We start from the raw sequence: 12,428 nt of genomic DNA, 5'->3' as shown, positions 1-12,428 counted from the left end.
GTCCTGGCCCTGGACCGGGACGGTTCGGAAGCGGAGGAGGTCTATGCCGCCCTTCCCTGGCTGCGGGACGGGATCTTCGCCGCAGTCCGGCTGTGTGCCCGTCTGGGCCAGACGGGGGAACGGCTCTCCACGCTGGCGGGGCGGGTCCCCAACTTTGTGGTTCTCCGCCGGGAGGTGCCCCTCCGGCGGAGCCGGGGAGAGGTCATGCAGGACCTGGCTGAGGCTGCGGGGGCGCAGAACGGAGAGGGGGTGCGCATCCAGGACCGGGGAGGCGTGGTGTGGCTGGCGCCCCTCAGCCGCCGGGCTGCGCTCCGGGTAGCGGTGGAGGCCGCCACACTGGAGGATGCCGAGGCGCTGTGCAGAGAGTATGCCGACCGGGTGCGCGAGCTGGACCGACAGGGATAGGCGGGAAGGAATGCCCCCACTCCGCCCTCACAAAGGGCCGGAGAGGAAAATTTTTGTATACTTTTATATCTCATTGTGGTATACTAAAGTGTCATCTCATATGGCTTTATGTGCTAGGCACTGATATATAAGGCAAAATTGGACATGGAGCGGAGCATGGCGGACCGCCATCCCGCTTTCCGGCGAGGCAGGGCCGGAAAGCGCGGAGGGGAAACGTCTGTGCTTTGCTGCGCTCCGATGTCTACATACCATCCATTTTGGTACAGTAAAATAAGGAGTGTAAGATTACTTTTATGGCAGAAAAACTGAAGATCATTTCTCTTGGCGGTCTCAACGAGATCGGCAAGAACCTCACCGTATACGAGTACGGCGGGGACATCATCGTGGTGGACGTGGGCATGGGCTTCCCGGACGACGACATGTACGGCATCGACGTGGTTATCCCCGACTTTACCTATCTCATCAAAAACCAGGACAAGATTCGGGGCATCTTCCTCACCCACGGCCACGAGGACCACATCGGCTCCATCCCCTATCTCCTGCGGAGCGTCAACGCCCCCATCTACGCCACCCGCATGACGGCGGGGCTGGTGAAGCTGAAGCTGGAGGAGCACCGCCTGCTGGACAAGACCAAGCTCATCACCTGTGAGGCCGGTGAGGTGGTAAAGGCTGGAAAGTTCAGTGTGGAGTTTATCCATGTGAACCATTCCATCGCCGACGCGGTGGCCTTCGCCATCAAAACACCGGTGGGCACCTGTATCCACACCGGCGACTTCAAGATCGATTCCACCCCCATCCAGGGCGGCATGATCGATCTGGCCCGTCTGGGCGAGCTGGGGAAGAAGGGCGTACTGGCCCTCCTGTGCGACTCCACCAACGTGGAGCGGCCCGGCTATACCAAAAGCGAGCGGTGCGTAGGCGCCTCTTTCGACGCGCTGTTCCGCAACTGCGAGTCCCGCATCATCGTTACCACCTTCGCCTCCAATGTGGACCGCATCCAGCAGGTCATATCCGTCGCGGCAAAGTACGGCCGCAAGGTGGCCGTTACAGGCCGCAGTATGGAGAATGCCCTGCGGGTCTCCACCGAGTTGGGCTATATGAACGTCCCGGAGGGGACGCTGGTGGACCTTAACCATATCAAGGGACTTCCCAAGAACAAAATCTGCATCATCACCACCGGCAGCCAGGGCGAGACCATGTCTGCCCTCACCCGGATCGCCTTCTCCACCCACAGGCAGGTGGACATCCAGGCGGGAGACCGGGTCATCATCTCCGCCTCCGCCATCCCTGGAAATGAAAATTCCATCGGCAACGTGGTCAACGAACTCTACCGCAAGGGGGCCGAAGTGGTCAACGAGCGGGTGGGGGAGCTCCATGTCTCCGGCCACGCCTGCCAGGATGAGCTGAGGATCATCCATGCGCTGATCAAACCCAAGTTCTTTATCCCGCTCCACGGTGAGCAGCGGCACCTGAAAGTCCACGCCAAGCTGGCCCAGGAGATGGGCATGGACCCCCGCCACATCGTCATCAGCGATATCGGAAAGGTCATTGAGCTGACCTCCAACTCCATCAAGCTCAACGGCACGGTCCCCGCCGGAAAGGTCTTTGTGGACGGATACGGCGTGGGCGATGTGGGCAGTGTGGTGCTCCGGGATCGGAAGCATCTGGCCGAGGACGGCATGATCGTGGTGGTCACCTCTATGTCCGGCGAAAACGGAGCCGTGGTCTCCGGCCCGGACATCATCACCCGTGGCTTTGTGTACGTGAAAGAGTCCGAGGGGCTGATGGAGGAGCTCAGGCGTGTGGCCATGGAGGCGCTGGAGCGGTGCGAGAAAACCCATACCACCGACTGGGCCGCCATCAAGGGCGAGATCAAAAACGACCTGTCCGGGTTCCTTTACAAAAAAACCAAGCGCAATCCGATGATCCTGCCTGTCATCATGGAGGTCTGAGGCGCTTGCCTTTTGCACCCATCCCCGGATGGAGCGCGCCGCAGGGAATTGCTTTCCCCTGCCAAGAAACAGGGGCCGGACACGCTCCGAAGTTCCTGCATGTCGTTTGGAAGAAAAGCGAGCGAAATCAGAGCGCCCGCGTACCAGTTCCATGGTACGCGGGCGCTTTTGTTTTTTACGGAAGGATCATTCGAATGCCACGATGGCGCTGGGGTCCTTGATGCGCAGCGCCGCGGTCTCCAGGATACGGAAACTGTGGTTGAAGTCCTTGAGCTCCAGATAACCCACGGAGAGATCCACACCCACGGCCAGATCCATATACTGGGGTTCGGCGCACACGAGTGCGGCCTTCCCGGTACCAAAGGGGCCGGCGGGATACACACGGCCTCCCACCAGCTTGGAGATGCGGTCCAGCTCCAAAAGCCCCACATTGGGCTGGAGGCGCTGGAGGTCCAAATAGAGCTCGGGGCTGAGGACCAGGGCGTAGCGGCCCAGCTTGCTGTTGCTGGAGAGATAGGCGATGGCATGAGCCACATCCTTGTAGGCGTCCTCGCCCTCATTCCAGGTGCCGCGCTTGATCTTGTAAGAGCCGGCGGCAGTCATAAGACCCTCGGCCCCCAGCGCCTTGTTTCCGAAGAAGATCAGCTCATCCTCGCGCTTGGCGCTGCGCTGGGCGGCAGAGGCGGCGGCGGAGAGGTCCAGCGGGCGGTCCAGCTTTTCGGACTCCTCAATATCCCGCCATAGCAGGGTAAAGTCCTCATAGAACTGCGGCAGCTCCACCAGCTTCCGGCCGGTGATGCGGCCCAGGCCGTTTTCCAGGGATTCCGCCTTGTTGGGGCCGTCCACAGGTACGGTGGAGGCGCCGGGCCCCAGGGGGCCGTAAATGTTCAGAAAGCGGCGGCAGACCATATGCTTCTTGGCATTGTCGATCACGGCACTGTCGATTTTCTCCCACGTCTCAGGGGAGAAGGGTGCGCTCTCTCTGGCTAAATAGTCCATGATTCATACTCCTTTCCAATTATTCTTCCACCAGGCTGCCGACCGTGGGCCCGGCGGCGGGTGCGGGAATGCTCTCTCCGATGATCCCCAGCTCCTCCAGCTGCTCCCTGACCTCGGACTCGCCGTCCAGGAAAAGCTCGGCCTCTCTGGGGTCCAGGTGGCGCATCAGGGTGATGAGCTCCCCCATATGGACCTTTTCTTCGTCCCGGATATCCGCCAGGACGGCTTTGGCCACCGGATCGTCGGTGGCGAGATAGTGGGCGTCGTACAGGAAAATGGCCTCCAGCTCCCCCGCGATATCCAGGCGGAGGGCCTGCATGAGCTCGGCGTTGGTCAGCTTGCGGTCTACATTACCCTGAAAGGGATTGGCAAAGTTAGGCATGGTCGTCTCTCCTTTTAATAATAGTAATTATTATTATTATTTATGTGAATACTATATCGGATGTGTGCGCGCTTGTCAAGGGAATTTCAAAATAAATTTTTCTAGGTCCCTCAGGATTCTATACGCCGGTGAGCCGAAAGAATAAAAAGGGGCCCCGGCATACAATGCCGGGGCCAGCCGTTTGATTCAATTCTGTGCGTACCGGGACAAAAACTGCTGGGTGCGCTCCTCACGGGGATGCCCGATGACCGCCTCCGGGGGACCTTGCTCCACAATGACGCCGCCGTCCATAAAGATGACCTGGTCGGCGACATCGCGGGCGAAGGCCATCTCGTGGGTGACGATGACCATGGTGGTGTGCTTTTCCGCCAGCCCGCGGATGACCCTGAGCACTTCTCCGGTGAGCTCTGGGTCCAGGGCCGAGGTGGGCTCGTCAAAGCAGAGAATATCCGGCGCCAGGGCCAGCGCCCGGGCGATGGCCACCCGCTGCTGCTGGCCTCCTGAGAGCTGATGCGGGTAGTGGTCGGCCCTGTCGCTGAGGCCCATCTGATGCAGCAGCTCCCTGGCAGCGGCCTCGATGTCCGCGAGGATGTCTTTTTTGTGGGCTCTGAAATCCGGGCGCTCCTGGGCCAGAAGCTGGCTGGCCAGCATCACATTCTGGAGGGCCGTGTACTGGGGAAAGAGGTGGAAGGACTGAAAGACCAGACCGAAATGGAGCCGTTTCTTCCGGATCTCGCTCTCCCGCCGGGTGGCCGGATCTCCGGCGTCGAAGAGGACCTCGTCCCGGACGGCGATGCGCCCCTGGTCCGGCGTCTCCAGGAAATTGAGGCATCGCAGAAGCGTGGTCTTGCCGGAGCCGGAGGAGCCGATGATGGCCAGGGCCTGGCCGGGATCCAGAGAGAAGCTGATGTCCCGGAGCACTTCGGTATTCCCAAAGGCCTTGCTGATATGTGAAACGTCTAAAATCGCCATATCGTCCCCTCCTTATGCCCGGAAGTAGTCCAGCTTCTTTTCCAGCCGGCCCAGCAGCACGGTCACCACGCCGTTGAAGATCAGGTAGTAGAGTCCAGTGAAGAACAGGGGCCACACCAGGCCGGAGTAGCCCTGATTTCCCTTGAGGAAGGACTCGCCCATCCAGATGATCTCCTGCAGGGCGATGATGCGGGAGAGGGAGGTGTCCTTGACCAGGGTGATGACTTCATTGGACATGGGGGGGACAATGCGCTTGATCATCTGCAGCAGCGTGACCCGGAAAAAGATCTGCCCCCGGGTCATGCCCAGCACCTGCCCGGCCTCATACTGCCCCTGGGGCACGCCCGCGATGCCGCCCCGGTAGATCTCGGAGAAGTAGCAGGCGTAATTGAAGATAAAGGCCACGCTGGACGCCAGGAAGCGGCCGTGCTCTCCGCCGCCCCAGATGGGGAACCCCTTCAGGCCCGGGACATAGTAGATGATCATGAGCTGAAGCATCAGGGGTGTGCCACGAATGATCCACACCATCGTCTTGGTCAGGCAGCGCAGAGGCGGGAAACGGCTCATGGAGCCGAAGGCGATGATGAGCCCCAGCGGGATGGCGCCGACCAGAGTGGTGGCAAAAAGCTGCAATGTTTTGAGAAAGCCGCTGTTCAGCGCCTGTACGACGATGCGCAGCGCAGGGTCGTCGAAAAACATGGAATCGACCTCACCTTATGAAGTTGGGGGAGATGCCGGGCGGAGCTCAGTCGGGTTCGATCAGGGACTCCTGCACGCCGTAGGTCTCGGCGGCGGTCATCACGGTGCCGTCGGCATAGGCGGCCTCCCAGAACGTGTTGAAGGCCTCAGCCAGATCGGAGCCCTTGCGGAAGCCCACGCCGTATTCCTCACTGTTGAGCTTGACGGTGTAGGTGAGGTCGGGGTAGCTGGTGCCCTCGCCGATCATGGCGCCCGCCATCAGCAGGTCGATGATGGCGGCGTCGGAGGTGCCGGCCTTGACCTCCAGGAGCGCGTTGGCCTGGGTCTGGACGGGCGTGAAGCTGCAGCCCAGCCGCTCCACCTCGTCCTCGCCGGCGGACCCGGACTCCACGGCAAAGGAGAGGTCCTTGAGGCTCTCCTCCGTCTGGTAATCAGCGGCCTTGCCGGCGGGGACCACCACCACCTGCGCGTTGAGGCAGTATGCGTTGCCGGTGGACATGGCGCTCTTTACCTCGTCGGTGAGGGTCATGCCGTTCCACACGCAGTCGATGTTTTTGCCGTCGAGCTCCAGGACCTTATTGTCCCAATTGATCTCAACGAACTCCGCCTCCACGCCCAGGGACTCGGCAAAGGCCTTGGCCATATCGGCGTCGAAGCCGATCCATTCGCCGGACGCATCGCGGTAATCCATGGGCTCAAAGTTGGTGATGCCCACTACCAGCGTGCCCTTGTCCTGGATGTAGGCCACATCGCTTTCTTCCTCGGTGAGCAGGATGTCCGTGGGGCCGTCAGCGCCGCCGATGGTCTCCACCGGCTCGGTGTCGGCGGGCGCGGGGGTGGCCGCCGAATTGCCGCCGGAGCAGGCGGCCAGGGACAGGCACAGACACGGCGCCAGGAGCAGCGCAGCGAGACGATTTTTCTTCAGCATACAAGTATCCTCCATTTTGTCAGGTTGTGTCGGGACGCGCCCGAGGACTTTAACATAGTACCACGATAAACTACCAATGTAAAGAGAAAAAGTAGAATGGGAGAGACACAGTTGAATTGCCCAGATTTGGAACGGAAAGTTTGTATAAAATGCCAAAGAGTGGGATTTGAGGTCAGGAAAATTTCTAAAAATCTGGTAGCACCAATGGTTTTCCAATTGACAATGGGCCCGTCCCGGTATATGATGTTCCATGGGAAAAATGGCTTTGGACAAGTGCGCCCATTTGTTGGGAAGAACTTGAAAAACGCCATGGGACCCGGTGTATGCCGCAGTCCCAAAAAACGTAATAGGAGGAAAAGAACCAATGAACATGCTTGTATGCGTCAAGCAGGTGCCGGATACGACGGAAATCAAGATCGACCCGGTCACCAATACCCTGATCCGCGCAGGCGTCCCCTCCATCCTGAATCCGTTTGACGGCTATGCCCTGGAAGCCGCGGCCCGGATCAAGGATGCCGACCCCTCCGCCAAGATCGTGGTGCTCTCCATGGGTCCCGAGCAGGCGAAGGCCGTGCTGAAGGAGTCCTTGGCTATCGCGGCCGACAAGGCGTATCTGGTCAGCGACCGGGCCTTTGGTGGTTCCGACACCCTGGCCACCAGCTACATCATCAGCGAGACCATCAAGAAGGTGGAGGAGCTGGAAGGCAAGTTTGACATCATCTTCTGCGGCAAGCAGGCCATCGACGGCGACACCGCCCAGGTCGGCCCCGAGATCGCGGAGCATCTGGGCCTGCCCCAGGTGACCTACGGCCTGGAGGCCGAGGTGGACGGCGACACCGTGAAGGTGAAGAAGGAAGTGGAAGAGGGCGTCGAGGTCATCGGCGTGAAGATGCCCTGCCTGCTGACCTTCACCAAGCCCGCCTGGGATCCCCGCTATCCCACCATCAAGCGCAAGATGGCTGCCAACCGCGCCGAGATTCCCACTCTCACCGCAGCGGACCTGCCCACCATCGACCTGACGCAGGCCGGTCTGAAGGGCTCTCCCACCAAGGTGAAGAAGACCTTCGTGCCGCAGAAGAAGAGCGGCGGCGTGAAGATCAAGGAAGAGACTGCTGAAGACTCCGCGAAGAAGCTGTTCCAGCTGCTGAGCGACGCCAGCATTATCTGAGGGAGGGGGAGATAACAATGGAAGCTAAGACCAAGGATCTTTGGGTATTTGTAGAAACCAATGAGGACGGCACCGCGAAGAACGTGGGCCTGGAGCTGCTGACCCCCGGCCGGATGATGGCCGGCAAGCAGGGCGGCGAGCTGGTGGCCGTGGTCATCGGCAACAATGTGGAGGCCGCTGTGAATGCGGCCAGCGCCCAGGGCGCCGACAAGGTGATCGTGGTGGAGGGCCCCGAGTACGCCCACTTCAGCACCGACGCCTACGCCATTGCTCTGGTGAGCCTGGTGGAGAAGTACGGCCCCACCAGCATGCTCATCGGTGCGACCAACAACGGTCGTGACCTGGGCCCCCGCGTGTCCTGCCGTCTGAAGACCGGCCTGACCGCCGACTGCACCGCGCTGGACATCGACCCCGAGAGCGGCAACGTGGCCTGGACCCGTCCCGCTTTCGGCGGCAACCTGATGGCCACCATCCTGTGCCCCGATCACCGTCCCCAGATCGGCACCGTCCGTCCCGGCGTATTCAAGAAGGGCGAGGCCGGCGAGGCGAAGGCCGAGATCATCAAGGAAGACATCCATGTGGATGCCAAGGATATCCGCACCCAGGTGCTGGAGCTGATCAAGGATATGGACAGCGAGAGCGTGGACCTGGAGGGCGCGGAGATTATCGTGTCCGGCGGCCGCGGTGTGGGCGGCCCCGAGGGCTTCGAGCCCATCAAGGCTCTGGCCGGCGTGCTGGGCGCCACTGTGGGCGCTTCCCGCGCGGCGGTTGACGCGGGCTGGATCCCCCACAGCCATCAGGTGGGCCAGACCGGCAAGACCGTCGGCCCCAAGCTGTACATCGCCTGCGGCATCTCCGGCGCCATTCAGCATCTGGCCGGTATGAGCGGCTCCGACGTGGTGGTCGCCATCAACAAGGACCCCGAGGCCCCCATCTTCGACGTGGCCGACTACGGTGTGGTGGGCAACCTCTTTGAGGTCCTCCCCGTCCTCACTGAGGAGATCAAGAAGGCCCGCGCCTAAGAGTCATTGCCCCTGTTTGGGATAATCATGAAAAAAGGAAGGGATTTTGTATGAATTTCCACTTCAATCAGGACGAGCAGGACGTTCTGGACATGCTGCATGACTTCTGCCTGAAGGAAGTCGCCCCCATCGCCGCTGAGATCGACGAGACCGAGCGTTTCCCCGAGGAGACCTGGCACAAGCTGGCCGATATGGGCATGATGGGCATCGCCTATCCCGAAGAGGTCGGCGGCGCCGGCATGAGCTATGTCACCTACATCGGCGCCTGTGAGGAGCTGGCCAAGCACTGCGCCACCACCTCCGTCATGGTGTCCGCCCACAGCTCTCTGTGCTGCTGGCCCATCAGCGAGTACGGTACCGAGGCCCAGAAGGAGAAGTACCTGTCCAAGCTCTGCTCCGGCGAGTGGCTGGGCGCTTTCGGCCTGACCGAGCCCGGCGCCGGCACCGACGCCGCCATGCAGAAGACCGTGGCCGAGGATAAGGGCGACCACTGGGTCCTGAACGGCTCCAAGATCTTCATCACCAACGCCGGGTTCGCCAATGTGTTCGTGGTCTTCGCCATGACCGACAAGAGCCTGGGCACCAAGGGCATCTCCGCCTTCATCGTGGAGCGCGATTTCCCCGGCTTCAAGGTCGGCTCCCACGAGAAGAAGATGGGTATCCGCGGCTCCTCCACCTGCGAGCTGGTCTTTGAGGACTGCATCGTGCCCAAGGAGAACCTGCTGGGTGAGGTCGGCAAGGGCTTCAAGATCGCCATGACCACCCTGGACGGCGGCCGTATCGGCATCGGCGCCCAGGCCCTGGGCATCGCGCAGGCCGCCATTGACGAGTGCGTGAAGTACACCAAGGAGCGCGTGCAGTTCGGCAAGCGCATCAGCCAGTTCCAGAACACCCAGTTCCAGTTGGCCGATATGCAGGCAAAGCTGGACGGCGCCCGTCTGCTCATCTACCGCGCCGCGCAGGCCAAGCAGGATCACGAGCCCTACAGCCACTTGGCCGCTATGGGCAAGCTGATGGCCTCCGAGGTCGCCAGCGACGTGACCCGCCGCGCGCTGCAGCTGGTGGGCGGCTACGGCTACACCCGCGAGTATCCCTTCGAGCGCTTCATGCGCGACGCCAAGATCACCGAGATCTACGAGGGCACCTCTGAGGTCCAGCGTATGGTCATCTCCGGCTGGATGGGCGTGAAGTAAGAAATCCCCTTTTCACAAACAAGAGAAGGTCCCGCGCCTCTGGGCGCGGGACCTTTTTTGCTGCATATTCAAATGGGGTCCACGCCCGTCAGGTCGAAAGGGGGGATGAATTCGGCGTCGGCGGAGGCCGTCTCCTGGCAGAAGCCCGTCAGTCCCAGATTTTCCAGATACGCCAGGGCGCTTCTGGCCTCGGAGGGGCGCAGCCGCCGGTCGATCTCCGGGAACGCCGCCGCCCGCCCCAGGGGCACATACTGGCTCATGAGGGAGAAGAGCACCGTGTCCGGAGGGAAGTGTCGGGCCACCCAGTCCATGACGGCCTTGGCCTCATGGAGCCGGCCGGGGAGGATCAGGTGCCGGATCACCGTCCCGCGCTTGAGCAGCCCGTCCTCCAGGACGCAGGGCCCGGTCTGCCGGACCATCTCCAGGATGGCGGCGGCGGCGTACTGCGGATAGTCCTCCGCGCCGGAGTACCGTCCGGCCAGGGCCGGGGTGAGGTACTTGAAGTCGGGGAGGTAGACGTCCACCTTCCCCTCCAGGCTCCGCAGGGTCTCCACCCGCTCGTAGCCGCCGGAGTTCCATACCACCGGAACGGGGAGGGGCTTGTCCAGGAGCCGGGCCACTACATGGGCAAAGTGGGTGGGGTTGACGAAATTGATGTTGTGAGCCCCCTGGGCGGCCAGGTCCAGGCAGATCTCCCGCAGCCGCTCCAGCGTGACGGCCCGGCCGAAGTCCCGGTGGCTGATGGCGTCGTTCTGGCAAAACACGCAGTCCAGCGGGCAGCCGGAGAAGAACACCGTGCCGGAGCCCCGGGTCCCTGAGATGGGGGGCTCTTCCCACCGGTGGAGGGCGGCCCGGGCCAGCACCGGCGCTGCGGGCATCCGGCACCGTCCCGCGCCGTGGGTCTCGGTGCGTACGGCGCCGCAGCGGCGGGGGCAGAGATTGCAGACCACTACGGCTGTACCTTCCGGTTCTCCGTGCGGCCCATCAGCCAGTCCACGGAGACCTCGAAGAAGGTGGCGAGATGCAGAAGGCCGGTATAGTGCGGTTTCGCATCGGCCTCCAGCCGCTGATAAGAGCGAACCGTCATACCGCACGCTGCCGCCACTTGGGCCTGTGTTAACTTTTTTTCTATCCGAAGCTGCTTGATCCTCTCATTAAAAACCATGGAATACCTCCGCTTGACACGAATTTTCTGTCGTGTTATAATACACGACAGAAAGTAAGTTTTGAGGTGGTCTTATGTCGTACATCATAGAGCTCTTATACCATTATTGGGTGGGAGGACCGGAGCCCAGGCGCTGGCCGGAGCACCTGAAGCAAAATCCCGTTGAGGGACACGGCCAATACGCCTTTCAGGCCGGGCTCCTGCTGGGGCTCCAACTGGGGGCGGAGGCCTTTTTCCGGGACGGGAACACAGGGGAATAGCGTCATTTCCTGGGGAAGCCGGGGCCCAGGTTTCCCTCCCGCCAGTGCTTGCGGCACAGGCCGATATACTGGTCATTGGCGCCCAGCACCACCTGCTCGCCCTCCCGGAGCACCTTGCCGTGCTGGTCGAAACGGGCGTTGTAGGTGGCCTTTTTGCCGCACCAGCAGATGGTCTTGACCTCCTCGATGATGTCGGCCACCGCCAGCAGCTCCTGGGAGCCGGGGAAGAGCTGTCCGGCGAAGTCGGCCCGCAGGCCGTAGCAGATAACGGGCACGTTCCAGTCGTCCACTACGCCCACCAGATACTGTACCTCGTCCCGGCTCAGAAATTGGGCCTCGTCCACGATGACGCAGGCGTAACCCCGCACCTTCTCCTCCGGCATGGCCTGGAGCTCGGAAAAGTAGATGCACGTATGGGACAGGCCCATGCGGGAGGCCACGAATTTGGCGCCGTCCCGCTGGTCCAGCTCCGGCTTCACCAGCAGGGCCTCCTGGCCGCGCTCCTCGTAGTTGTAGCGCACCATCAGGGCATTGGCCGTCTTGCTGGAGCCCATGACCCCGTAACGGAAGTATAGCTTTGCCATTCCTTCTTCTCTCCCTATCTCATCAGCTTTTTTAAAAGTCCGATCTTTCTGTCGTCGCAGGGCGGATACCGCAGCGGAAAATCCAGCCGCCCCCGGCGGAGCACGCTCTTGCAGTGGGTAAAGGTGTCGAAGCCCGCTTTTCCATGGTAGACGCCCATGCCGCTCTCCCCCACGCCACCGAAGGGGAGGCCGCTCACAGCCAGGTGGACCACCGCGTCGTTGACGCAGCCGCCGCCGAAACGCAGGGCGCCCAGGACCCGCCGTTCCGTCTCGCGGCTGCGGGTGAAGAGATAGAGGGCCAGTGGGGAGGGCCTCTCCTGAAGGTGGGAGAGGAGCCCATCCAGATCGTCGTAGGTGAGCACGGGCAGGATGGGACCGAAGATCTCCTCACCCATCACCGGCTCGTCCTCGGACACATCCACCAGCACCGTGGGGGCGATGCGCAGCCGGTCCGGGTCGGTCTGTCCGCCCAGGGCGGTGCGCCCGCTGCTCAGCAGGGCGCAGAGCCGGTCGTAGTGCTTCCGGTTCACGATGCGGGGCAGGTCCTCCCCCTCCAGGGGGGCGGGACCGTAAAATCTGCCGATATAGCGGCCCATCCGCTCCACCAGCGCATCCCGCTGCTCCGGGCGCACCCATACGTGGTCCGGGGCCACACAGGTCTGTCCCGCGGTGAGGACTTTTCCGCGCACCGGGCGCGTG

Annotated in this window: 15 protein-coding genes; 6 read left to right on the top strand and 9 right to left on the bottom strand. The window is 62.0% G+C overall.

What is annotated here, in order from left to right; all coding sequences use genetic code 11:
• Both ABUA09_RS16820 and ABUA09_RS16815 read left to right on the top strand, forming a co-directional pair.
• The coding region (locus tag ABUA09_RS16820) for a phosphohexomutase domain-containing protein (protein ID WP_349949549.1) at positions 1 to 405 on the top strand (405 nt) is incomplete at its 5' end.
• Between the two features lie 293 nt (positions 406 to 698).
• Positions 699 to 2,357: a ribonuclease J gene (locus ABUA09_RS16815; protein WP_033118068.1), complete on the top strand. Its 1,659-nt coding sequence runs from the start codon at positions 699 to 701 to the stop codon at positions 2,355 to 2,357.
• Between the two features lie 186 nt (positions 2,358 to 2,543).
• Here the strand turns inward: ABUA09_RS16815 and ABUA09_RS16810 are convergent, their stop codons facing one another.
• The 5 genes from ABUA09_RS16810 to ABUA09_RS16790 form a co-directional block, all read right to left on the bottom strand.
• Positions 2,544 to 3,356 (bottom strand): family 1 encapsulin nanocompartment shell protein, encoded by an 813-nt coding sequence (locus ABUA09_RS16810; protein WP_279204792.1) that lies wholly within the window; start codon positions 3,354 to 3,356, stop codon positions 2,544 to 2,546.
• Between the two features lie 19 nt (positions 3,357 to 3,375).
• On the bottom strand, positions 3,376 to 3,738 hold the full coding sequence (locus ABUA09_RS16805; protein WP_279204791.1) for a demethoxyubiquinone hydroxylase family protein: 363 nt from the start codon (positions 3,736 to 3,738) through the stop codon (positions 3,376 to 3,378).
• A 186-nt stretch (positions 3,739 to 3,924) separates the two neighbouring features.
• The gene (locus ABUA09_RS16800; RefSeq protein ID WP_279204789.1) at positions 3,925 to 4,710 is read right to left on the bottom strand and encodes an amino acid ABC transporter ATP-binding protein; all 786 of its coding nucleotides are present in this window, start codon (positions 4,708 to 4,710) and stop codon (positions 3,925 to 3,927) included.
• 12 nt (positions 4,711 to 4,722) lie between these two features.
• Complete coding sequence (locus ABUA09_RS16795; RefSeq protein ID WP_033118064.1) at positions 4,723 to 5,409, bottom strand: amino acid ABC transporter permease; 687 nt, start codon at positions 5,407 to 5,409, stop codon at positions 4,723 to 4,725.
• 46 nt (positions 5,410 to 5,455) lie between these two features.
• On the bottom strand, positions 5,456 to 6,337 hold the full coding sequence (locus ABUA09_RS16790) for a transporter substrate-binding domain-containing protein (protein ID WP_082636115.1): 882 nt from the start codon (positions 6,335 to 6,337) through the stop codon (positions 5,456 to 5,458).
• Between the two features lie 364 nt (positions 6,338 to 6,701).
• Between ABUA09_RS16790 and ABUA09_RS16785 the strand changes: the two genes are divergently transcribed.
• Genes ABUA09_RS16785 through ABUA09_RS16775 form a run of 3 tightly spaced genes read left to right on the top strand, consistent with a single transcriptional unit; the run spans position 6,702 to position 9,720 of the window.
• Positions 6,702 to 7,505, top strand: coding sequence for an electron transfer flavoprotein subunit beta/FixA family protein (locus ABUA09_RS16785; protein WP_033119151.1), 804 nt, complete (start codon positions 6,702 to 6,704; stop codon positions 7,503 to 7,505).
• Positions 7,506 to 7,522: 17 nt separating this feature from the next.
• Entirely contained in the window at positions 7,523 to 8,527 is a 1,005-nt protein-coding gene (locus ABUA09_RS16780; protein WP_033119152.1) for an electron transfer flavoprotein subunit alpha/FixB family protein, read from the top strand.
• A gap of 50 nt (positions 8,528 to 8,577) precedes the next feature.
• Positions 8,578 to 9,720 carry an acyl-CoA dehydrogenase gene (locus ABUA09_RS16775; protein ID WP_033119153.1) on the top strand — a complete coding sequence of 381 codons (1,143 nt, stop codon included), beginning with the start codon at positions 8,578 to 8,580 and terminating at the stop codon, positions 9,718 to 9,720.
• Positions 9,721 to 9,788: 68 nt separating this feature from the next.
• Here ABUA09_RS16775 and ABUA09_RS16770 read toward each other — a convergent pair whose 3' ends face one another.
• Positions 9,789 to 10,670 (bottom strand): radical SAM protein, encoded by an 882-nt coding sequence (locus ABUA09_RS16770; RefSeq protein ID WP_279204344.1) that lies wholly within the window; start codon positions 10,668 to 10,670, stop codon positions 9,789 to 9,791.
• Complete coding sequence (locus tag ABUA09_RS16765) at positions 10,670 to 10,885, bottom strand: helix-turn-helix domain-containing protein (protein ID WP_116722374.1); 216 nt, start codon at positions 10,883 to 10,885, stop codon at positions 10,670 to 10,672. Before ABUA09_RS16765 ends, ABUA09_RS16770 begins: the two co-directional genes overlap by 1 nt.
• Positions 10,886 to 10,959: 74 nt before the next feature.
• Here ABUA09_RS16765 and ABUA09_RS16760 point away from each other — a divergent pair, with 74 nt between their 5' ends.
• The gene (locus tag ABUA09_RS16760; RefSeq protein WP_075704560.1) at positions 10,960 to 11,145 is read left to right on the top strand and encodes a hypothetical protein; all 186 of its coding nucleotides are present in this window, start codon (positions 10,960 to 10,962) and stop codon (positions 11,143 to 11,145) included.
• A gap of 2 nt (positions 11,146 to 11,147) precedes the next feature.
• On the opposite strand, the gene ABUA09_RS16755 is transcribed toward ABUA09_RS16760, so the two are convergent.
• Together ABUA09_RS16755 and ABUA09_RS16750 are read right to left on the bottom strand one after the other, a co-directional pair.
• Positions 11,148 to 11,729: a thymidine kinase gene (locus ABUA09_RS16755; RefSeq protein WP_033119157.1), complete on the bottom strand. Its 582-nt coding sequence runs from the start codon at positions 11,727 to 11,729 to the stop codon at positions 11,148 to 11,150.
• 14 nt (positions 11,730 to 11,743) lie between these two features.
• Positions 11,744 to 12,428: aldehyde dehydrogenase family protein (locus ABUA09_RS16750; RefSeq protein WP_349949548.1), on the bottom strand; the 685-nt coding region annotated here is incomplete at its 5' end.

Origin of the sequence: Intestinimonas sp. RTP31139st1_F5_RTP31139_211217, from assembly GCF_040226735.1 — a bacterium.
GTDB classification, from domain to species: Bacteria; Bacillota; Clostridia; order Oscillospirales; family Oscillospiraceae; genus Intestinimonas; species Intestinimonas butyriciproducens.
This window is presented reverse-complemented; position numbering and strand designations above follow the sequence as displayed.